This window comes from Caproiciproducens sp. MSJ-32 (assembly GCF_018918055.1).
In the GTDB taxonomy this organism is placed as follows: Bacteria; Bacillota; Clostridia; order Clostridiales; family Clostridiaceae; genus Clostridium.
The window spans coordinates 1-23,856 of sequence record NZ_JAHLPS010000127.1; the positions used below are offsets into that span (position 1 = coordinate 1).

Consider the following 23,856-nt stretch of genomic DNA (forward strand, 5'->3'; position numbering starts at 1 on the left):
TATATTTTCTTCCACTAAAAGTAAGATTTTTACCAAAAAAATTTCCTATAATTTTATTTAAAAATTTTGAATTCAAATTCATTAATGGAAGAATCATAGAAAAAGCCATCGAACTAATAATTGCTATCTTTAATTTTTTATCATTATTTATAAAAATCATTAATGGTAAAAATAAAACTACAATTAATATCCCTGTTGAACTTTTAGACATTAAAATTAATAATATACTTAGGAAAAGCATAAACACAATTGATTTCTTTATTCTATGATTTATTTTATAAAAGATATATAAATAGTATAAATATACAAATACACATAGGAATAAATATATTGTAAAAGTGCTCCTACTCAAATGTATTCCCCTTATTACACTAGAGTTTTCCATATAACCAATACTTTTAAAAATAAATATTGATAATAAATCTAATATCACTAATAAATTGCAATAATTTTTTAAATACATTATCACTCTTTCTTTTTCTATAACATTAAATAATATAATAAAATAAGAAAGCATCCCTATAAAGTTAATATAAACTTTTATAGCTTCAACTTTTTCTGGTGTAATTAATATACTTGCACCTATTAATAATATAAACATTACTATCTTATCATAGGTTCTTAAATGAATTCTTTTTGTCAAAACATAAAAGAACATTACAAAAATAAAAATTAAATTTAAAAACAATCTTCCAATACTTATTAAACTAGGATGAATATAAAATCTCTTAAATAAGGCATCACTTATTGATGAATTAATAAAAAATATAAGAATATTAAAAAATGAGTTATTTAATAATACTCTAAGTAGCATCTGCATTATTAATTACCTCTTTATATACTGAAATTAATTTTTGCGCTATAACCTTTTCTGAAAAGTTATTTTCGCAAAATTCACTAATATATTTTTTATCATATTCATCATAAGTGTTTTTCATTTTTATCATTGCCTTTTTTATTTCTTCAACATTTTCATTTTCAACTAATATTCCACACTTTTCATTTAAAAAAGTATCTGGTCCACCTGTTCGTGTTGCAATTACAGGTTTTCCATAATTCATTGCCTCTATATAAACTATTCCAAAGGTTTCAAACCTACTAGCTAATATAAAGCTATCACATTCCATCATATTTTTTGCCACTTCTTCCCGGCTTAATTCTCCTAGTAAAATAATTCTATCATTTAAATCATATTTATCTATTAGGGCTTGGATATTATTCCTTTCCTCTCCATCTCCTCCAATAAATAATTCTACATCTTCTAATTCATCTTTAGCTAAATTATAGGCTTCAACCAATAAATCCATACCTTTTTTATAAGTTAAAAATCCTAAACTAAAAAATCTAAACTTTTCTTTTTTAACTTTCTCACTACTTATATATTGCTTAGGCATATTTACTAAATTAGGAATTATATCAACCCTCTTATTACCTGAATATTTTTCTATTTCTTCCTTTAATCCCTTACCTACAGAAATTACTTTTTCTGCTTTATTAAATACATAAGGCAAATATTTTTTTTGTGTCTTATTTATAATATTTCTTGAATATTTAGTAGAGTGTTCAGTAATTATATAAGGAATATTTATTTTTGATTTTGCATAAGCAATCCCCATATCTAATGCTGAATGAATATGTATTAAATCTATATTACCTTCATTAATTATTATTTTGTTAATTAGCTTTTCAACTAGCTTAGAATAATAATTTAAATAAAACTCTTGTAATTTAGGAAAATAATTATAAGTATTATATCTATAAACCTTAACTCCATTTTCATTAGTTATTTCAAGACTATTAAGCTTCTTTTTAAAATTTATTTTTCTTATATCTTTTATATTTATGCTTAAAACAATAACCTCAATATTTTCCTTAACAAGTGCTTCTGCCTGTTCCTTAAAAAATATTCCATTCAGCGGTTTCTCATCATCTGGATACCAAGAAGGTAATATTAATATTTTCATAATTCTCCTCTTCTCCTAATAAATTAATTTTCTTTCATTTTATTTATATGCCTCATTATAAAAATACCTTGAAGTATTGATGATATAACCGCTACACTTAAAGAAGTAATTGCAGCTCCAATACTTCCAAATTTACTTATAAGAATAACATCTAAAACTATATTAATTGAACCAGTGATTATAGCATTTATTAAATTAGCTTTAACATTGCCTAAACTTGCTAATATATTACCAAATGGAATTCTAAAAGTTCCTGTAACAAAATATCCAACCATAAGTATTCTAAAAGCAGTTATGGCCTCAGTATATTTAGGAAAGATTATATAAAAAATAGGCTTTGCAAATATAATTCCTCCTAAACTTATTAATAAATTTAATGCCCCTAAAGCTTTAATTAACTTTAATAATTTATTTTTAACCCATTGCTTATTATCCTTATTGTTAGCAAAATAAGGATAAACAAAAACCATTAAAGACATAGGTATAAAATTTATATTGAAAGGAATAGTTGTTGCTACTTTATAATTTGCTAGTAACTCCTCACTTTGTGTAAATATACCTATTAATTGAGTATCAAGCAAATAAAGTATTTGTGACATTGCATTACTTAATACTGTAATTACTGAATATTTTATAAATTGAAATTTTACACTTTTCTCTTTTATGTTGATAAATTTAAATTTCTTAATATCTTCTCTGATTAAATAAATTCCATATACTATAGTACTAAAGTATGCAATATACATTCCTAAAACCAGTCCATTTGCACTCATCATATAAGACAAAGAAACAGTAAATGCAAAATATGCAACAGTATTAAAAACAGTTAGTCTGCTATATTCCTTATTTCTTAATGTAGATCTTAAATAAGACTGAATGGAATTATACATTATACTAAATAAGGGTATAAAGGACATTATAAATAAATAATGCCTGCTTGATGAAATGGCAACTGCTCCCCATATAGAATATATCATAAGGAAAGCACTTATTAATATATTAAAAATAAAACCTAATTTTACTCCAAACCCAAAAAATTTATATTTTTCTGAAGGTTCCGTAGCCACACTTGAATATTGTAATATTCCAGATGTAACTCCTAAGCCCTCAAGCAATAAAGCAAAATTCATAGTATTTTGAGCATAACTAAAGGAGCCATACTCAGTAACAGAAATTATTCGTGTAAGAAGAAGAACTGTTGTAAACTGTATTATTTTATTAATAAAATTGGCACTAAATATTTGAATTAAACCCTTACTTAATAGATCTTTAATTTCTTTTTTATTCATAGATACCTTCTATCCTTTTTATAAAATTTAATAAAGTCATAACTTGTGTTTTTTCAATAACATTTCCATTTTCAATTAACAGTCTAGAATCACTTGCGATATCCGGATAACCTTCTAATAAGTATATGTTTTCTCTTAAATAATCATTTATAAAATTTCTTAAACTTTCATTATTATTATACCACTTATCAAAAGGATTCATATTATTACTTTGAGTTGTGAATCTCTGAAATTGAGTATCTAAAACCCTAAAAACCTTACCAGGAAAAGTTCCCATAAACTTTGTATTAAATTTAGTAGGTTTAAGATTCCATTTTTGCCACTTATAATTTGTTGCCTCTGGATAATATTTTTGTATCATCTTTATAAATAAATTTTCTTTATATTTATGTTCAGGTTTCATTCTACTACAATAAGCAACTAAATCTTTATTTGTAAAAGGTTCGCAAGTTTCAGAAATATCTAATGAACTTATAGAACCATTATACATACCGTTTATTCCCCTATTATAAATCGCAAATTTTTCTTCATTTCTATACTTTTCCTTAACCATTGGAATAATATGTTCAACTCTATGTTTTAAAGTCTTAGAATACATCCAATTTTCTATATTAGGTTCTGTATGTCTACGTGCCTCTATATAATCTCCATGCATAACATCAGCTAAATTTCCGTTATGAATAAATCCAAAGTTATCGAAATTTATTAAATTATTTGTTGTAACTAAATGTGCAGCTCCAGAATATATATTTTGTCCAAAGTTTGCCTCTACAGCTAAATCTATTTCCTTAAGAAAATCACCATTATTTAAACTTTTAAAGATATGATTTAATCTAAAATCATCAGCAATTTTTCTTGCTATCTTTTCATCCCTAGAATAATTTTCTGAAAAAGTTATTGTTGTAATATTATCATATCCAAGTTTTTTAGCTATAATTGAAATCATTCTTGAATCAAGACCGCCACTTAAGTAAGCAATATGTCTATAGCCGTTTTCAATATCTTTTCTAAAGGACATATCGATTGATTTCTTAAGAAGCTCGTTCATATTATACATAATTTCTTCTTCACTATCTTTTAGATAATTTTCATTATCAATAAAGAAATACTGTTCTTTTTTAATTTTGTTTTCTTTTAAACATAAAATTGTTCCTGGTTCTAATTTTTTTATTTCCTCAATTAAGGTTGTATCTTCAATCATATATCCAAAGGTAAGCATATAATATGCTCCAAGTTCATCTAAGTGTACAATTATTCCTAATTCCTTAAGAGCTTTTACTAAATTAAATAAATCACTACTTGCAATAAAAGTTTCTTTTTCTTTATCAAAATAATAATAAAGGGGCTTATTTCCAAGATGATTAGTAAATGTATATAATTCATCTTTTTTCTTATCATAAATTATTCCATAATAATTTCCACTTAAATCATCAATAAACTTAATTCCTTTTTTAGAATACATTTCTTTTATCAAAGTAAAGTTATCGTTGACTTTATAAGCTTTTTGTAATTCTTTATTGTTTAATATAACTCCATCAATAACTACAGCTAAATCATCATCTTCCTCAAATACTTTTTCTTTTTCAAATTTACCATTAAAATTTTTATATATAACAAACTTATCATTTTCTATTAATTCATCAGTTTTTAAGCTTCCTTTATTATATTTTTTTTTAGTATGAATAATAGTTGTACCTCTCATAAGAACTGTCTCCTATCTAGATTTTATAATTATGATATTTATTTCTAAAGCTATCTCCGTAATTAAACACAAGACCAATCAATCTTACTTGTAAATTTTCTATATTCTCAATTGTATTCTTCACTATATCCTTTTTCACATATTCAGCTCTAACTACTAAAATAGTTCCATGACATTTATTAGATATAACTCTGCTATCAGCTGATAATTGTAATGGTGCTGTATCAATAATTATGTAATCATATTTTTTATTAAGTTCATCTATCAATTTATCAAATTCTAAGGAATCAAATAAAGCAATTGAATTAGCTTTAGCTTCTCCAGCAAGTAACACATCCATGTTTTTATTAAAATTAATCAATACTTCTTCTAAATTTGCTTTTTTATCAATTACTTCTGCTAAACCCTTAGTTTCACTTATATTAAGGAATTTAGAGATAGAAGGCTTTTTTATGTTTCCATCAATTAATAAAGTTTTATTAGAATTACTTAATGCCAAGGCTAAATTAACTGCAGTTGTTGTTGTTCCTTCTCCAGCTATAGATGAAGTAACTGCAATTATTTTTTTATCTTTAGTCATTTTTCCAAACTTTATATCTGCAGCTAATGTATTATAAAAATCTAAATTTTCATCGGAATTTTTTTCTTTAAATTTGGGAATACTAGCAATGATAGGACGCTTAAGCTCCCTTTCAAGCTCTCCCTTTGTTCTAAATGTTTTATTAACACATTCAAGTACAAAAGATAATAAGGAAGAAAGTCCTAGCCCTCCAACAAATCCAATTAAAATTATTAACTTACCGTTTCTCATATCGCTTTTTTCAAAAACTGCTACATTTTCTTCTACTGTAACCTTTCCATATTCATCTTTATCGGCTACTTCTAAAAGTTCATCTTTCATAGCTTTTAATACTTTTTCAGTTTGTTCTTCAGTAGCACTGTTATATTTAATTTGAATAAAATTAGAATTTTCAATATTAACTAAATCTAAGCCGGATAATACGTCTTGAACCTTTATATTTAAATCAGTTCTTTCTAGCAAATTCTTAGCAAAATCTCTAGTCTTCATTAATTCTATATAATTTTTAACTAAGTTATCATCTTTTTTTATTATTTTACCTTCACTATCTAAAACATACTCATTTTTCACAAGAACTTTAAAATTACCTTGATATGTAACTACATCTTTTAATCCTTTTGCAACAAATACAGATAAAACTGTTGTGCATATAGTAAAAATAAGGATACTTTTCCACCTTCTTATGCATCCTCTTATTACATCCTCAAATTTAATTATTTCTGGTTCCATTCTTTCATCTCCTAACTTTTAATTAATAAAATCTGTTTTTTAAATAATCTTATAGTATCTAAAATTATAATCCTTACATAACTTATGTATAAAAAGATATAGAATTCTTTTGATTCTATATCTTCAATATTAAAATTTAGAGCTTTCCTTTAATGTCTCTTTATATATTTCATCTATATAATTAAAATTATCCACAACATTATAATTATCTTCCACAAATTTTCTTGCATTCTGTCCCATTGATATTCTTAAATTATCATCATATACTAATTTTTCTAACTTATCAGCTAAATCTACTTCATCTTTTCTCCTTGCTACCAAACTAGAAAAATTAGGTTTTGTTGATTCCATTAGTCCTCCAACATTAGAAACTATAACTGGGATACCACAAGCTTGTGCTTCTACTGCAGCTACTCCGAAACTTTCACTATCTAATATAGAAGGAAAAACAGCTATGTCAAACTCATTAAGCGTATCAGGTACCTTATCTGGATGTAAAAATCCTAAAAACTCTACCTTATCTTCAATTTTTAAATCTTTACATAAAGCTTTTAATTGACTTTCTTTACTTCCCTTACCTGCTATCTTTAACTTAATATTTAAATTATTATCTTTACTTATCAATATGTGAAAAGCTTTAATTAGATATTCTATACCATACTTTTCTTCTAATGTTTTTATAGTTCCTATTACTAATTCATTACTTTTTAAATTTTTATTATTATTCGGCTTAAACTTATTTATATCTACCCCAAAAGGAGTAACTAATATATCTTTATCTATATATTTCTTAGTTTCTTCTGCCATTACCTTACTAGTTGATAATACTATGTCTGCCTTATTTAAATTATATTTAACTATATTCTTATGAATAATCGATTTCTTTGGAAAATCATAAACATCACTTCCCCAAACAGAAAGTATATAAGGCTTATAATTTACCAAAGAGCCAATCAATCCATAACTAGTAGCATATTGAGCATGTAATATATCTGGTTTAATTTCATTTACTAAATTTTTAATTTTAGCAACATTTTTTAAATATCTAATCTTAGAAATAGTATTACTTACATTTTTAATTTTCAAAGACATACTGTAAACTTTAACGCCTTCTATTTCTCCATCATTAAGAGAAATTACACTGACATCATAACCCTTATCCCTAAAAAAGTAACATAATTTTTTAGTATGTATACTATTTGCATCGCTTAAATAACATATCTTCATAATACACCTCTTCAACCAAATAATGGTATTTTCTTCTTCTATCTAGATATTCTCTTGTTTGCCTCTTCAATTTTAGAACTTTTAAATATATAAAAATTGAAAATTCCAAGAATAAATCCTAATCCATAAGATATATGAAGAATAGGAAAGGTTACAATTAAGTATCCTAAATATCTCATATTCTTTTTTATTGATATTTTGCTGCTAAATAATAAATCTAATAATAAATATAATCCTAATATTAAAAAATAAATATTTTTAATAAAATTAGAAAAAATACTTAGAATACCACCAAAGGTTAAGAACAATACAAACATAAGAGGTATTAGATGTCTTACAGAAGCAGGCCTTTTATGCTTTTGAATAACCCTTACTTTCCAAAAACCATATTGATAGTATTGTCTCCATAATTTTTTAAAATCTCCTCTGCTAAAATAAGTAGATTTTATCTTTGGAGTAAGTAAAATTTTAGCTCCACTTTTTTGGACTCTAAAATTTAATTCATCATCTTGATTTCTAACTAATTCTTCATCAAATAATCCAATTTTATCTAATAAAGTTCTTCTATAAGCTCCAAAACCAACAGTATCTACAAAACTTTCAGTTTCAGCGTATCTAAATAAGGCATTTCCTACTCCAAAGGGACAGCTCATAGCCTCAGCTATAGCAGCTCCTTTAATAGTTTCATTTATTGTAGTTATAAGACCACCAGCGCAGCCAATTTCTTCGTTTTCTAGAGCTAATACATTTTCTAACACAAAATTTTTATCTGCATATGCATGGGCTCCAAAAATAATAACTATATCTGAATTTGTATAATTTATCCCTAAGTTCATTCCTTTTGGAGCTGATATACCTTTATTATCAAGCAAAACTACATTTTTGTTTTCTTTTATTAAATCCTTAACAATTTTTCTAGTATTGTCTGTTGACATTCCATCTGCAACTATTATTGTTATAAGTTCTTTAGGATAGCTTTGATTTAAAAAAGATTCAATGCATTTTTTAATATACTTTTCTTCATTTCTACATGGAATAACAACCGAAACAGTTTTTTTCAAAATTTCCACTCCTTAATCCCTTCATAGCTTATTCTTTAACTATGATATTAGCTTTATTAATTATAATACTTTTATATATATATTGTCTAGTTACCATAATTTCTACTTTCTTTTTCTTAGTGCAATGGTAAGTGATTTCATTATTATTTCTCTATATAAAAATATAACTGCTATTGTACTAAAAATAGTTAATAATAATATAATATAATCAAATTTATATAAACTTGAATATGCCGCTAATATATAAACTAAAGCTATAGAAATCCAAAACCTTATCATATAAAATTTTACATTATAAAATTTTCTAGAATAATAAGTTCTCGTTATAAAAAACACTACATATGCAAGCCCTGTTGAAATTGCAGCGCCTGTTGCCCCGTATTTAGGAACTAATAATAAGTTACCTATAATATTAGATAAAGCAGAAAAAGTAGCAATATAAATATGATACTTTGTTTTTTTCATAAAATTTATTCCAAGAACTGTGGTCTCTGAAATTGTGTACATTATAGGCATCATTACTAAAAAGGGAAAAATAAATTGTGCACCTTCGTATTCACTTCCAAGTAATTTAACAATAAGATCTTTTGCTGCTATAATCCATATAGATATTATTATCATCGCTACTGACACAATTTGATTTGCATTTGTAAAAAATTTTGTATCTTCTGGATTATTAGAATATTTCTCATAAGCCACAGGAGTCCAAAAAGTCGTAAAGGCAGCCTGACAATTATTTAATAATCCTATAATAGTCATCGCACCACTATATAAACCAATTTCTGTATAGGTACTATAAATTCTTAATGAAACTTTATCTATTGATTGGAAAAGCCATGTTATAGCCATTGAAAATATAAATGGTATTCCATAATAAATCAACTCTCTTGAACTAGTTTTTACTTCATTTACTCTCTTAACATTTTTCCAATCATACTTTTCTATATAAATAGACCATAACATTCTAACAATATTAGATAATATAGTTGCTATAACTATAGTTAAGTAATGATCTTTAAATACAAAATAAAATAATCCAATAAATATTAAATAAGATAGCTTATTTATAACAGTTATTAATGAATATGCTTTTCCTCTTTGCTTCATTCTTACATGAATCAAAGAAAAATTTCCAACTGTACTAAAGATATTATGTATTAATACTAAAATAATTAAGAAGAAAGATTGTTCATCTATAATAAAAATGGAAGCCTGCTTATAACAAAGTAATATAACAACTCCAATTATTAAATTTAATATAAATGTTATTCCTATACTTTTTCCTAAGAGTCCTCCCCTATTTTCCTCCTCTTCATCATTAAAATATCTGATATATGCTTGATCCATTCCCATTGTTGCTATTAATACTATTAAACTAGTAAAGGTAGTAAACATAGAGGCCTTACCATATTCCTCTGGGGAAATAATTCTAGTTATTATCGGTGAGGATATAAAGCCTAATAGCAATACTATACCGTTTCCAATTGAAAACTCTATAAATTTCTTAACTAATCTATTCATTGTTCTCTCCTATGATCTATTATGTAAAATATATTCTTATGATATTTCTATATTATCATAAGAATAAAAATATAAAACTGAATTATTTATTAAATTTATAAAAATATAGATTTATTTCATAAATGTTCTATTATAATAATTATGTAGGGGGTGCTTCGATGAAAAAAATTTTTATAAAGAGTATTATTACAGCTTTTATTGCTCTAGGATTTATAAATTCAAAGGTACAAGCTGTAGAAGTCGACTACATACAAGGAAGTGATAGATATGAGACTGCTAGTTTAATTGCTGATAAAATAGATTACCAGAATGTAATACTTGTTAACGGCCTTTCAATCGCTGACGGTTTATCTGCAAGTGGTTTAAGTGGAGCTTTAAATGCTCCAATATTATTAACAAGAGATACAACTATACCCAACAGCACATTAGAAAAATTACATAAGGCTGCTAATATTTATATTGTAGGTGGAAATACAGTAATATCTCCTAATTTAGAAAAAGAATTAATTAAATTAGGCAAGTCAGTTAAAAGACTTGCAGGAGATAATAGATATGATACTTCTATTGCTGTAGCAAAGGAAATAGAAAGCATAAAAGGTGTGCAAGAAATTTATTATGTCAACGGTATTAAAGGACAAGCTGATGCTATGAGTATTGCTCCGGTAGCAGCTTCTCGAAAAAATCCAGTAATTTTAACTAACGGGCTCGATAGCAGTTACAAAAAAAATATAAAATCTTATTCAATCGGTGGAACAACAGTATTAAGTACAAGTTTCGATGCATTTTCAGAAAGAATTTCTGGCTTAAATAGATTCGAAACAAATAAAAATGTAATTAATAAATTTTTCCCAAATAAAACTCATGTAAACTTAAGTAAATCTGATGTTCTTATAGACGCCTTAACCTCTTCTGCATTAAAAGAACCAGTAGTATTAGTATCTGCTGCTTCCGATAAAAGTGTTATTGCAGGAGCTAAAAGTATTACTGTTTTTGGTGATATAGATGCTATTGCTGTTAGAAGAGCCAAGGCTTATTTATATGGAGATACTGTAGTTTTCTATTCCCAACACCAAGATGATGAAACATTATTTGCTGGAAGTGCTATTGTAGATGCAATTCAAGCAGTTGGAAGAGAAAATGTTTATATTGTATTAGTTACAGATGGTACTGGCTCAGAAGTATTCAACTGGAGTCGTTATAAAAACATATCTACTGAAACTAAGATCAACTTAAGAAATGCAGAATTTCTTTCAGCAGTATCAAAATTAGGAATATTACCTGAAAATATTGTTATGTTAGGACAACCTGAAAATAATATAAATGAAGATGTTATTAGTGATGCAGTAACATATTTTCAAAATAGTTTCCCTAATGTTACTCATGTAGTGCATAGTTATAAATATGATACACATCCACAACATTTAGCAACTGGAAAACTAATTTATGAATTATATAAAAATAACCTAATTTATGACTGTAGATTTTTTATACCTCCTAGTGAAGCATCTTACGTACCTAATGAACTTCTAATAGAAAGTACTGCTGATAATAATTTAGAAAAAGAAAGTGTACTTAATGCTGTAGAGGAATATAAATTAGATAATCAAGATATGATAAGAGAAGGAATTGGTTTCAAATCTGTTCCTGGACTATTTAAATATATTAGTTCCGATCCAAAAGTTTCATCATATCTTCATATGCCAGAAAACTAAAACAATGATAAAAAGGGTTAGTTACTTAAAATCTGTAACTAACCCTTTAGTTTTCATTGATTAATTTTTATCTTAGCTTGTCTACACCCAATCCAAGTACAATATTATCTGATATTACAACATTGCTGCCTAAAACATATACTACATTTAAATTAACTTTGATTTCTTTAATAATGTTCTTTACAGAATTTTCAACTTGTCTTGTATTAGATAATAATACAAAATTGCCATTTTTAGCTGCTAAAGCAGATGATGATAATGCATCTGGGAATGCTAAGCCTGATGCTACATAAATTGTATCCAAATTAATCTCAGGTTTAAATCTATTAAATATTATAGCATTAGTTTCGTATCTATTAGCTCCCCCTAATCTTTCAGGACCCTTTGTTTGAACTGCTACACTATCTGCAATAACTGTTGTTTGTCCAATTACATAAGTTTTATTAATCGCATTTTCATGAATAAAATTCTTAGTAACCTCTGGAATACTATCTTTTTTAGTTAATAAAATAGGACTTTGTTTTTTAGCTGCTATTGGAGAAATAGATAATCCATCTGCAAAACTCATTCCATTAGCTAATGCAATTTCTCCATTAGTAACTCCAACTTCTTTTGCAATTAATACAGCTGTTTCATATCTATCTTTTCCACCAATTCTTCTTACATTTATTCCTAATGATGCAATTTGATCTTGAATTACTTTAGGAATTGCAGTTTCTCCACCTATAATAATAACATTTTTTACTCCCTTATTTACTAAAGATGCTTTTAAATCTGGCTGAGCTTCTAATGTTGTGTTTCTTGATAATAATATTGGAGCATTATACTTAACTGCCAAAGGTGCAGCACATAGTGCATCTGGATAATCAATACCTGAAGCTAAAATAACATTTTCAGATGTTTCCCATCCCTTATTAAAAATATTATATGAAGTTTCATATCTTGTACTTCCAAATATCCTTTCAGCAAATAATGGTTCTATGGCTATATTTTTATTTAAATATTCAATTGTTCCATTTGCTATAGCATCCATAATTAAATTTTGATAACTTTCAGATTTTAATAACTCTGCTTCCTCTGGTGTACTTATAAAACCTGCCTCAACTAATGAAGCTGGCATTTTAGTTGCTTTAATTACATGGAACTCTTCCTTCTTTACACCTCTATTCCAAGCCTTAGTATATTCAATCAGCTTAGCTTGTAGTTTATCAGCTAATGGTTTGTCCATATCTTTATAATACCAGGTTTCAATTCCATATGCTGTAGGCTTATCATAGGAATTTAAATGTATTGATACAAAAGCATCAGGATTAATATCATTAGCTCCTTTACTTCTATCTTGTAAGGAAACAGTAACATCTGATTCTCTACTCATTATTACCTTTATTCCTGAAGCTTCTAATCTTTGTTTAACACCTAAAGCTAACTTTAAAGTTAAATCCTTCTCAGTTATCCCATTTCCAATGGCACCTGGTTCCTCTCCACCATGTCCTGGATCTAAATAAACTAAATATTGGCCTTTTCTATCAGAATTATTTGTTTCATTAGCTGCTGAATATAATATTGAAGCCTTTGAAGAAGCTATGTAAAGTTCTCTTAAATAATACTTTCCATTTAATTCTCCAACTATAAAAGTAGTTCCTTCTGATACTCCATATAATGTTTTTTCATTAATTTTAGCAATATCAGTATTTCTACTAATCCAATTAATTGAACTTTCATTAGATAACTCATTTAAATTTATACTTTCATTTTCTTCTAAAACAATACCATCTTCGAATATAATATTATCTTTACCATATTCTTGAATTATTTCTTTTAGCATTATTTCAAACTCTTTAGAGCTATCCTTAACCGCTGCCTTAACTTTATTGTTATATGTCGGCATAAAAATGCTCATAACAGCAATTACAAAAAGAAATGCTAATAGCCTTATTTTATTTTTTCTTACTATCAAATCTTCACCTCCATTTTTATTCATATAAATAAATTATATATTAAAAAAGTTTCTTATTCAATTGACCGACAAACAGTCTTTGTATAAATTTTCTAATTTTTCTACAATTACCTTCCTATCATAGATTTTACTACATTTTTCTCTTATCTTCTTTTTATCGTATTTTTGATAATTTTCCATTATATGCTTCATGGCCTTTCCAAGCTGATCAACATTATCGATATCTATTAATAGGCCATTTTCTTCACTAACTATTTCATTTGCTCCGCCATTTTTAGTGCTAATAACTGGTTTTCCATTTGATAAAGCTTCAATTAGTACCACTCCAAAAGTTTCAAATCTGCTTGCTAAAACAAAAGCATCACAATTATCTATTTCTTCATATACCCTTTCCCTAGATAAGGCACCTGTAAATTCTATTTTATTAAGAATATTCAATGATGTTGCTAATTGTATCAAGTTCTCCCTCTCAGGTCCATCTCCCCCGATAACTAATTTAACATTTAAATTATTAAAATACTTTGCAAAAGCCCTTATTAAAATATCTGTTCCCTTATTTTTATTTAAATAACTTACTGATAGAAAAGTAAACTCATCCTTATTATCTTTATAATTTAACAAGTTTTCTTTAGGTCTAAATTTATCACAATCAACCATATTAGGCAAAACTTCTATATCACAATTATATTTAGACAGAATATTTTTTAATGAATTACTAACTGCAAGAAGCTTCTTTGAATTTTTCAAAGTATATTTAATTATAAGTTCTTCAAAATAACTAACCTTAAATCTTGCATAATAGGAGCTATGTTCAGTTATAACTAAAGGTACCCTTAGCTTTTTACTTATAGAAACAGCAGCCAGGCCACCCCACAAACAAGAATGAAGGTGTACAATATCTACTTTCTCCCTTTCCTTAATATACTTATATATCTTAGTTAAACCTATTTTAAAAGCAAAAGCCGTTCCTATATTCCCTGTTTTAGGAAGCTTAGCTTGTATTATTCTATAAGTTTTAACTCCATTATCTTCATAAACATTTATTTTCTTATCTTTTAATTTTGATGATATTAATTCTACTTCTACAAATGCAACAATAACATTATGGCCTGCATCTTTTAGAGCCATTGCCTGCTCCCTAAAAAAACTGCCATTTGTAGGATTTTTCTTAGTATTATACCATGAGGGTATAATTAAAATATTCATATAAACAACTCCTAAATCTATTCCAAATATATATTTTTATAATTTTTCGCAATAATTTCCCAGGAAAATAACTTGCAATACTTTAATGAATTTTTACTTATATTAGAATAATTGTTTATTATTTTATTAAAAGCTTCTACACCTTCATTTATACTGTTATAGACAATTGGATAACCAACTTTACCATCTGCAAAAAACTTATCTATTCCTTGTCCCTTGGTATAAATAATTGGAAGTCCTCTGCTCATTGCCTCCACATATACTAATCCAAAAGTTTCATATTTAGAAGGCATTATAAAAATGTGATTATTATCATAAAGCTCACTAAGTTCTTCTTTAGCTTGCTTATCATAAAATTTTACATAGTTTAAGCTTCCATATTTCTTTATTAAATTATTCTTATTGGGTCCATCTCCAACAATACTCAAATAACAATTAATACCTGACCGTCTAAGCTCTTTACATATTTTTATTGAAGTTTCTAAATTCTTATTTTTATCAATTCTACATGCCTGAATAAGCTTAATTTCAGAATTATTTTCTATTCTTCTTGGCTTATTAACCATACTGTTAAACCAAAAGGGATCTATTCCATTAGGTATAACTTCACACTTATTTTTTAATAAACTTACTTCTTCTTTTTTCACATATTTTTTTAATACTAACTCTCTATAACTTGGTGATATAAATATAACTTTTTTTGCATTTTTCATAATTTCTATACCAATTTTTCTTAAATGAATTGCCCTTTTAAAATACCCATTTACATCAGTATTTCTTACGGCAACAATATAATCTATTCCAAATTCCAACTTTGCCTTATATGCCAAATATCCATTCTCGAATAGAGAATGAGCATGTATAAAATTATAATTTTTAAAATTAATTTTTTCTTTCATATTGCTATAAATTTTATTATTTTTAGAGTAATACTCGTATTGAGAAAAAATATTAAATATTTTCTCAAAAATATTATCTCCATTTTTATATTCTGAAGAATAAAATTCATTATTTCTAATATTATTTGGTATAAGCTTTGGTTTGCAAGGAATATATATATCACTTTCAATATCAATATTATTTAAATCTTCAAATAGATTTCTATATAATTTGTTTATAGCATAAAATGAGCATATCTGTAGTACCTTCATATTAATCTCCATAAAATTATTTTTATATTATTAATATACACTATTTTTAATAAATCACAAATTTATATATTAATAAAGAACAAACTAAAGCCATTGCCACAATTCTTTTAATTTTACCCTTTCTCAAAATATTAACCTTCCTTCTATATTTTTCCCAATTTTTCTACACTATTTAATTATATATGATATTATTTTTTCATACAATAAAAAAAAGTAATTTATTCATCTATTTTGTATTTTTTTGATTTTTTATATGTTATTTTTTTATATTATTTAAAATATTTATTAAAATTAATAAATATTTTTATTATAAAATTTTTGTTACATTAATCTCAGCCAAATTGAAAGATATCTAATAAATATGGTAAAATATACATTGAAGGAGAGTGTAGAAATGTCTAAAAATCAAAACATAAATGAAATGAAAAGGAAAAAGAAAAAGAAGAAAAAAAAATCCTTAGGTTTTAAAATACTTATGGGACTTTTATTTACTTTACTTGCTGTTCTTATTATCGGTGGCGGATATATTATTGGAATATTAAGCAAGATGGAAAAAACTAAACTTAATACAGAAGATCTGGGTATAATCGAAGAGGAATTTGACCAATATAAAAATGCTAATAAAATTACAAACATAGCTCTTTTTGGAGTAGATTCAGTTTCTGGAGAAGGCGGTCGTTCAGATTCTATAATGGTTGCTACAGTTGATCCAGTTCATAAAAAATTAAAGATAACTTCAATTATGAGAGATTCTTATGTTTATATTGATGGTTATGGTCAAGATAAAATAAATCATGCTTATGCTTACGGTGGTCCAGAGCTTGCAATAAAAACAATAAACGAAAATTTTGGGTTAAATATAGAAAACTATGCAACTGTTGATTTTTCTAGTCTACCTATAATAATAAACCTATTAGGCGGAATTGATATAGAAATTACAAGTGATGAAATTGAATACATTAATGAATATATAAATCATTTAAATTCCCTAGAAGGTACATCTTCAGCAAATATCTATTCACCTGGCGTTCAACATTTAGATGGAATTCAGGCCCTTGCTTATTCAAGAATAAGATATACAGCCGGGGGAGATTTCGAAAGAACTCAAAGACATAGAACAGTTTTAAATGCATTATTTGATAAAGTATTAAGTTCTCCTGTAACTTCATATCCTGCTTTACTTAACGACTTATTACCATATGTAGAAACAAGCTTAAGCACAACTGAAATACTATCTCTTGCTACAGATGTTGCTAGAATTGGTAATAATTTAGAACAGGATAGGTTCCCAAGAGATGGATATGCTGAAGGAGCTAATATCGATGGAATTTATTATTTGACCTTCGATATTGAAACTGCTAAACAACAAATGAGAGAATATATTTTTAATGATATAAGATAATATAAAATAATCCCAGTAAAGTTAATTAGCTTTACTGGGATTGTTTTTTTATATTAATTCTCTATTTGTTAAATAATTAATCAATGGCTCTCTTAATTCTTCTCTCTTTAATGCAAATTCAATAGTTGCTTTTAAGAAACCAAGTTTATCTCCAACATCATATCTTCTTCCTTCAAAATTATAAGCATACATAGCTTCATTATTAATCAATGTTTGAAGGGCATCGGTAAGTTGTATTTCTCCACCTTTTCCAGGCTTTGTTTCTTCTAATATTTTAAAAATTTGAGGAGTTATAATATATCTGCCTAAAATAGCTACATTGCTTGGAGCCTCCTCTATGGTTGGTTTTTCAACTAAGTTCTTAACCTTATATACCCTATCTTCAATATGAAGTCCATCTACAATTCCATATTTATTCACATCATCTGTTGGTACTGTTTGAACCCCTAATATTGATGTTTTATATTCATTATAACACTCCATTAATTGCTTTAAACAAGGTGTCTCAGAATCTACTACATCATCTCCAAGTAAAACTGCAAAAGGTTCATTTCCAACAAAAGCTTTTGCACATAAAATTGCATGACCTAATCCTTTAGGTTCCTTTTGCCTAATATAATGAATATCTGCAATATTTGATATTTTTCTTACCATATTAAGCATTTCTTCCTTATTGTTTTTCTCAAGTTCAGCTTCTAATTCCATAGATTTATCAAAGTGATCCTCTATAGACTTTTTATTTCTTCCAGTTATTATTAATATCTCTTCAATACCTGATGCTACAGCTTCTTCTATAATATATTGAATAGTTGGTTTATCAACTATTGGAAGCATTTCCTTCGGCTGAGCTTTTGTTGCTGGTAAGAATCTAGTCCCAAGTCCAGCTGCTGGTATTATTGCTTTTCTTACCTTAATGTTCTTTTCCATTTATTTTTTCTCCTCCATTTTATTTCATCATCATAATCCAATAAATAATTTCTTCAATAATTTATTTTTATTAAATATATATTTAGATAAATTATAAGGAATAATAATACCAATAATCGTAAATAGTATTACTCCATAATCATTAAATACTTTGCTTAATATTCCATTTATGGATATATGCAAGCACATTATTACAATACTATTTTTACCTAACTCCTGTAATAATTTATTATTTTCTAAATACTTAGATATATTAAAAACTAATATAGACATTGAAGTTGGTATAATAAAATCTAAAATATAATTTGTATAACTATGTCCCCATAATTCTAATCCATAAATAATATTTCCATTCTTAATTAATATTAATGAAGTTAGGCTAATAAAAATTGCTATAAAAAACATTTTCCTTTGAACTAACATTTTTCTTAAATAAAAACCTATAAATGTTTCTCCTTTTCTTTTGCATCTTAGCCTTACTTATCTATTATTCTTTGATCATCTTTTTTATATAATTTATGATATTTTGCTTGTAAACTACTTTATAAAGAATAAATATACTAATTAAGTAAGTTAATCCACCAATAATAACTTGAATTATAGTTGTTAATATTTTAGCTTCCATTGATACTCCGATAACTCTAACAACTATAAGCATAAGTATTCCTGCGGGAAAGAATAAAAGAACGGATTTAATGAGTTCAGTTATATTTAAGAACTTCCTAAGAAAATAAAATTGAGTAACAGTAACAGTTAATTCTGCAATTACAGTTGTTATGCAAGCTCCTATACTTCCCATCGATTTTAATAACACTAAATTTAATAAAAAATTCACTATAGCACCTAAAGTTACTGAGCTGGTGAATTCTTTTATTCTATTTAAGGGCACTAGCAATTGAGTTCCTAAAACATTAGACCAACTAATTGCTAATATAATTATTGAGCTTATTATTATTAATTTTTCTATTCCAATAAATTCTTTACCAAAAAACCAAGGAGACAATTCCTTAGCTACTCCTAAAAGTCCTAATGTCAACGGTATTGATATGGCACTCATAAAAAAGAATGAATTTGAAATATAATATTTTACTTTTTTCATATCTCCAGATGCAACGGTATTTGATATTTTAGGCATCATAACTGTTCCTATAGCTGTTGCAACGGTAAGAGCCATATTTACAAGTTTTTGTGAATTTTCATAATATCCAACTTGAACTGTATCCGTAAATACACCTAATAAAGTTCTACTTAATAATATATATACTTGTATTGCTATTTGAGGAATAAATAATGCTAGTGAAGATTTCAAGTGTTTTGAAATTCTATTTATTTTAATATTTTTAAAACCAAACATCTTCGGTATATATAGCCAGAATGTTAAATTCCCTAAGAAATTTGCTAAAGCAAGTATTAATGTATAAACTACTAAATCTTTGCTATCCTTTACAAAAATAAAAATACAAGCAAGAGATAGCAGTTTAACAATAGTATTTCTTACTACAGTCTTTTTAAATTGTTCAAGTCCCATGAACAACCATGAAATATCAACTAATGATGCTAATATATTTACTCCTTGAACTAAATATAACATTCTGTATAGACCCTTATTAAAGGAAAATGCAAATATTATAAATAATATAATAGATATTGTCATTGTTAATACTTGTACAAAATATATAGAGTAAAAGCTATTTTTTAATTCTTCTTTATCATCTCTTACATAAGCAATTTGCCTATTTCCATATAAAGTTATACCTACCATACCAAATAAGACAAAATATTGTGTATTAGCAAAAGTAAAGGCGTAGTCGCCTACACCTTTTGCTCCTAGTACATTTGATATATATGGTACTGTAATTAAAGGTAAAATTAAAACTAATATTTGATATGATAAATTATATAAAAAATTTTTTATAATTTGCATATTATTCTACCTTTCCAAATTCATCTTTAACTACACTTAAAGCTTTCTCAATTACATTATGCATATCATAATATTTGTATTCAGCCAGCCTTCCACCAAAAATAACATTTTTCTCCTTATCAGCCAGCTCTTTATATTTAGCATATAATTCATTATTTTTTTCATTATTTACAGGATAATATGGTTCATCACCTTTTTCCCATTTTGCAGGATATTCCTTAGTAGTTACTGTTTTAGGTTGAGTTCCATATTCAAAATGCTTATGTTCTATTATTCTTGTATAAGGTATTTCATATTCTGTATAGTTAACAACTGCATTACCTTGATAATTTTCTTCATCTAAAATTTCATGCTCAAATCTTAAACTTCTATACTCTAACTCGCCAAATTTATAATCATAGAATTCATCTATCATTCCAGTAAATACAATTTTATCTGCAACTTTTTCTAATTCTTCTCTATTTTTAAAGAAGTCTGTATTAAGTCTCACTTCTATACCTTCAAGCATCTTTTCAATTATCTTAGTATAGCCACCAATAGGTATTCCTTGATATTTATCATTAAAATAATTATTATCATAGGTAAATCTTACAGGTAATCTTCTAATAATAAAGGCTGGTAATTCTGTTGCTCTTGTTCCCCATTGTTTCTCTGTATAGCCCTTAACTAATTTTTCATATATATCTTTTCCAACAAGCTTTATAGCTTGTTCTTCTAAATTTTTAGGCTCATCAATATTACTTTCTTGCTTTTGCTGCTCAATTTTAGCTTTTGCTTCTGCTGGAGTTTTAACTCCCCATAACTTATTAAATGTATTCATATTAAATGGCAAATTATAAAGCTCATCTTTATATATAGCCACTGGTGAATTTGTATATCTATTAAATTCAGCAAAACTATTTACATAATCCCATACCTCTTTATTACTTGTATGGAATATGTGAGCACCATATATATGTACGTTAATACCCTCAATTTCTTTTGTATATATATTTCCCCCAATATGGTCTCTCTTATCTATAACCAAACATTTTTTTCCCCTTTTATTTGCTTCATGTGCAAATATAGATCCAAAAAGACCTGAACCAACTATTAAATAATCATATTTTTTCATAATCAATACTCCCTATATTTATTTATGTAAAATAATTTTATTAACTAACTTAATTTTTCAATCTTAGGATTAAATGTAATTCCAGCTATTACCCCTTTAAGTACAACAGATATCTTCTTAATTTTACTTTGATTTTTCTTAATAAGTATTCTTAATACAGTTCCTACTACATATTTAAAATATGAATAAAAACCTCTAATTCCATTTTTCTTATTTATATAGAACTTATTTCTAAACTCGTAAAAATATCTCCCCACTCTATTAGCCTCAGTATTTATTATGTCAATCCCCTTATTTTCATTCATATAATGATATACAATACTATTAGAAATCATATAACATTCAAACTCTTTACTTATTCTTGTTGTAAATTCTAAGTCATCAGCCCAAATAAAAAATTCTTTTATTGGCAGCCCAACCTTTTCAACTGCTTTTTTATTAACTAAAACTGATACAAAGGAAGTTGAGTTTACTTTTATTATTCCATCCGCAGCAAATTCATTCCATGCATCAGATACCATAGGTATATTCATTAAGCAAGGCTTAGAATCTTTAAATAGGACATTACTACAAACAAATCCAATATTCCTATCCTTTAATTTATTTAATCCTTCAACTAATTTTTCCAATGAATCTGGTTCTACAAAAGTATCATCATCCATAATCCACATATAATCATATTCTTTTTCAGATGCATATTTTACTCCTCTATAGAAACCACCAGCTCCACCTTCATTTTTATCTAAATTAATAATTTCAATATTAGTATCATTTATGGTATTCAAATAATCAGTTGTACCATCAGTACTTGCATTATTTATAATTATTATCTTATCTAAAGATCTAGTTTGATTTTTCAATTTTTCTATGGTTTGCTTTAATAAATTTATTCTATTAAAAGTTACTACTATAGCACAAATTTTCACTATTAATTTCCTCCTAAATTAATATATAACTTATTTATTAATTAAGCTGTATATTTCTTTCAAAACTTTATTTTCATCAAATATTTTACTTCTTTCTAAACTTTTTAATGAATAACCATGTCTCTTATCATAATCTTCTATTAAGCTTTTAATAGAATTTGCTAAAGCTTCTGGATTATCACAATCACATAATACACCATACTTACCATAATCTAATAATTCTGCCGGTCCAGTACAATTAGTTGCCACAATAGCTTTCCCCAAAACTAAAGATTCACATAATACAACAGGCAAACCTTCAAAATCTGAAGACATTACAAATATATCAGCTTTTTTGATATATTTATATGGATTAGATTTAAATCCTATAATTCTAACATCATTTACTAGTTCTAACTTATCAATTAAGTTTCTCAGTTCCTTCTCTTCAGGACCTTCTCCCAAAATTATTAATTGTGCATTAATATTTTCATTTTTTAATATCTTAAAGGCTTTTATCATTACATCAAATCTTTTTTGAATATTCAGCCTTCCTACTCCTATAAGGGTAAATTTATCAAAATTAATATCAGTTACTTTTTCCTCTGACTTTAATTTTATACTTTCCTTATCAATAATATTATAAATCACATTAATTTTATTGGTTATTTCCGGATACAACTCCATTAATGATTTTTTAGAATCTTGAGAAACACAAACTATCTCATCAACTTCATTATAAATATCCTTATCAATATCATTAGTAATAGTTTTTAATTTTTTTAAATCATTATGCACCCATACAATTTTTTTAGAATTTTTCTTATATTTTGACACTAATAAACTTGAAAATCCTTATAAAAAAACCTATTACAACATCATAATTATCCTTCATGTATTTATTTACAAGAATATTACTAAAGAATCTGCATATAAGGTTATATATTTTCCATGATATTATTCTATTTAAGCCTTTTTTACTATCAAAATCGCCAAAGATATACCTAACCTTTACATTTTTATTAATTGAATTAAGATATATACCTTGTTTTCTTAATAATAGTAATTCCACATCATACTTTGAATAATCAAATTTATTTAATGTATCAACACGAACTCTTTCAGCTCCACCACCTACAAGGGTTTCTTGAACTATTAATATTTTTTTCATAATAACCTACTTTCACAAAAATAAGTTTTGTTAAGTTATATGATATTTGAATTTCATCTCCCCTTTGAGTTATCTTATATATAGAGAAAAACAAAATGCCTCCGAAGGAGAGATGAAATTATGTGCAAATTATTGAATAAAATTTCATGTCCAAGATGCCATAGTCAAAATCTCTATCGCTTTGGAAAAGACAAAGCAGGTAATCAAAAATATCAATGTAAAGACTGTAGACGTCAGTTTACTTTTGAAGATTGTAGGGGTAAGAAAAATCGTATATTGAGAGGATATCCTCGTTGTCCTGTTTGTGGTAATGG

At 26.2% G+C, this 23,856-nt stretch carries 21 protein-coding genes; 3 read left to right on the plus strand and 18 right to left on the minus strand.

All coding sequences use genetic code 11. The features are described 5' to 3' along the window. The 8 genes from KQI16_RS12525 to KQI16_RS12560 all read right to left on the minus strand — a co-directional run. On the minus strand, nucleotides 1-820 hold an 820-nt coding region (locus KQI16_RS12525), incomplete at its 3' end, for a hypothetical protein (protein WP_216434885.1). Beyond that, complete coding sequence (locus KQI16_RS12530) at nucleotides 804-1,964, minus strand: glycosyltransferase (protein WP_216434887.1); 1,161 nt, start codon at nucleotides 1,962-1,964, stop codon at nucleotides 804-806. The genes KQI16_RS12525 and KQI16_RS12530, both read right to left, overlap by 17 nt. 23 nt (nucleotides 1,965-1,987) lie before the next feature. Next, nucleotides 1,988-3,253, minus strand: coding sequence for an oligosaccharide flippase family protein (locus KQI16_RS12535; protein WP_216434889.1), 1,266 nt, complete (start codon nucleotides 3,251-3,253; stop codon nucleotides 1,988-1,990). Then, nucleotides 3,246-4,955 (minus strand): asparagine synthase-related protein, encoded by a 1,710-nt coding sequence (locus tag KQI16_RS12540; protein WP_216434891.1) that lies wholly within the window; start codon nucleotides 4,953-4,955, stop codon nucleotides 3,246-3,248. Before KQI16_RS12540 ends, KQI16_RS12535 begins: the two co-directional genes overlap by 8 nt. 16 nt (nucleotides 4,956-4,971) lie before the next feature. After that, nucleotides 4,972-6,264 carry a polysaccharide biosynthesis tyrosine autokinase gene (locus tag KQI16_RS12545; RefSeq protein WP_216434893.1) on the minus strand — a complete coding sequence of 431 codons (1,293 nt, stop codon included), beginning with the start codon at nucleotides 6,262-6,264 and terminating at the stop codon, nucleotides 4,972-4,974. A gap of 129 nt (nucleotides 6,265-6,393) precedes the next feature. Continuing rightward, nucleotides 6,394-7,491 (minus strand): glycosyltransferase, encoded by a 1,098-nt coding sequence (locus tag KQI16_RS12550; protein ID WP_216434895.1) that lies wholly within the window; start codon nucleotides 7,489-7,491, stop codon nucleotides 6,394-6,396. A 38-nt stretch (nucleotides 7,492-7,529) separates the two neighbouring features. Beyond that, on the minus strand, nucleotides 7,530-8,552 hold the full coding sequence (locus KQI16_RS12555) for a glycosyltransferase family 2 protein (protein ID WP_286173136.1): 1,023 nt from the start codon (nucleotides 8,550-8,552) through the stop codon (nucleotides 7,530-7,532). Nucleotides 8,553-8,654: 102 nt separating this feature from the next. Continuing rightward, the gene (locus tag KQI16_RS12560) at nucleotides 8,655-10,073 is read right to left on the minus strand and encodes an oligosaccharide flippase family protein (protein WP_216434898.1); all 1,419 of its coding nucleotides are present in this window, start codon (nucleotides 10,071-10,073) and stop codon (nucleotides 8,655-8,657) included. Between the two features lie 158 nt (nucleotides 10,074-10,231). On the opposite strand from KQI16_RS12560, the gene KQI16_RS12565 reads away from it, so the two are divergent. Then, nucleotides 10,232-11,785, plus strand: coding sequence for a cell wall-binding repeat-containing protein (locus KQI16_RS12565; RefSeq protein ID WP_216434900.1), 1,554 nt, complete (start codon nucleotides 10,232-10,234; stop codon nucleotides 11,783-11,785). Between the two features lie 67 nt (nucleotides 11,786-11,852). On the opposite strand, the gene KQI16_RS12570 is transcribed toward KQI16_RS12565, so the two are convergent. From KQI16_RS12570 to KQI16_RS12580, 3 genes are read right to left on the minus strand one after another with little or no spacing between them, the layout of a single operon-like run. Next, nucleotides 11,853-13,742 (minus strand): cell wall-binding repeat-containing protein, encoded by a 1,890-nt coding sequence (locus KQI16_RS12570; RefSeq protein WP_216434902.1) that lies wholly within the window; start codon nucleotides 13,740-13,742, stop codon nucleotides 11,853-11,855. A 57-nt stretch (nucleotides 13,743-13,799) separates the two neighbouring features. Continuing rightward, nucleotides 13,800-14,948, minus strand: coding sequence for a glycosyltransferase (locus KQI16_RS12575; protein ID WP_216434904.1), 1,149 nt, complete (start codon nucleotides 14,946-14,948; stop codon nucleotides 13,800-13,802). A 17-nt stretch (nucleotides 14,949-14,965) separates the two neighbouring features. Then, a complete protein-coding gene (locus KQI16_RS12580) occupies nucleotides 14,966-16,099 on the minus strand; it encodes a glycosyltransferase family 4 protein (protein WP_216434906.1) in 1,134 nt (377 codons plus the stop codon). Nucleotides 16,100-16,493: 394 nt separating this feature from the next. On the opposite strand from KQI16_RS12580, the gene KQI16_RS12585 reads away from it, so the two are divergent. Beyond that, complete coding sequence (locus KQI16_RS12585; protein ID WP_286173137.1) at nucleotides 16,494-17,501, plus strand: LCP family protein; 1,008 nt, start codon at nucleotides 16,494-16,496, stop codon at nucleotides 17,499-17,501. A 48-nt stretch (nucleotides 17,502-17,549) separates the two neighbouring features. On the opposite strand, the gene galU is transcribed toward KQI16_RS12585, so the two are convergent. The 7 genes from galU to KQI16_RS12620 all read right to left on the minus strand — a co-directional run bounded on the left by galU (nucleotide 17,550) and on the right by KQI16_RS12620 (nucleotide 23,542). After that, nucleotides 17,550-18,416 carry a UTP--glucose-1-phosphate uridylyltransferase GalU gene (gene galU / locus KQI16_RS12590; protein ID WP_216434921.1) on the minus strand — a complete coding sequence of 289 codons (867 nt, stop codon included), beginning with the start codon at nucleotides 18,414-18,416 and terminating at the stop codon, nucleotides 17,550-17,552. A 42-nt stretch (nucleotides 18,417-18,458) separates the two neighbouring features. Continuing rightward, nucleotides 18,459-18,851: a hypothetical protein gene (locus KQI16_RS12595; protein ID WP_216434908.1), complete on the minus strand. Its 393-nt coding sequence runs from the start codon at nucleotides 18,849-18,851 to the stop codon at nucleotides 18,459-18,461. A 64-nt stretch (nucleotides 18,852-18,915) separates the two neighbouring features. Then, nucleotides 18,916-20,352, minus strand: a complete 1,437-nt coding sequence (locus tag KQI16_RS12600; RefSeq protein WP_216434909.1) for an oligosaccharide flippase family protein — start codon at nucleotides 20,350-20,352, stop codon at nucleotides 18,916-18,918. 1 nt (nucleotide 20,353) lies between these two features. Beyond that, nucleotides 20,354-21,466: a UDP-galactopyranose mutase gene (gene glf / locus KQI16_RS12605; protein WP_216434911.1), complete on the minus strand. Its 1,113-nt coding sequence runs from the start codon at nucleotides 21,464-21,466 to the stop codon at nucleotides 20,354-20,356. Nucleotides 21,467-21,510: 44 nt separating this feature from the next. After that, entirely contained in the window at nucleotides 21,511-22,392 is an 882-nt protein-coding gene (locus KQI16_RS12610) for a glycosyltransferase family 2 protein (RefSeq protein WP_216434913.1), read from the minus strand. A gap of 30 nt (nucleotides 22,393-22,422) precedes the next feature. Beyond that, a complete protein-coding gene (locus KQI16_RS12615) occupies nucleotides 22,423-23,208 on the minus strand; it encodes a glycosyltransferase (RefSeq protein WP_216434915.1) in 786 nt (261 codons plus the stop codon). Then, nucleotides 23,195-23,542 carry a hypothetical protein gene (locus KQI16_RS12620; RefSeq protein ID WP_216434917.1) on the minus strand — a complete coding sequence of 116 codons (348 nt, stop codon included), beginning with the start codon at nucleotides 23,540-23,542 and terminating at the stop codon, nucleotides 23,195-23,197. The genes KQI16_RS12615 and KQI16_RS12620 overlap by 14 nt, the downstream gene beginning before the upstream one ends. A gap of 120 nt (nucleotides 23,543-23,662) precedes the next feature. On the opposite strand from KQI16_RS12620, the gene KQI16_RS13170 reads away from it, so the two are divergent. After that, nucleotides 23,663-23,856, plus strand: a 194-nt coding sequence (locus KQI16_RS13170) for an IS1/IS1595 family N-terminal zinc-binding domain-containing protein (RefSeq protein ID WP_442861798.1), incomplete at its 3' end; no start/stop codon positions are given.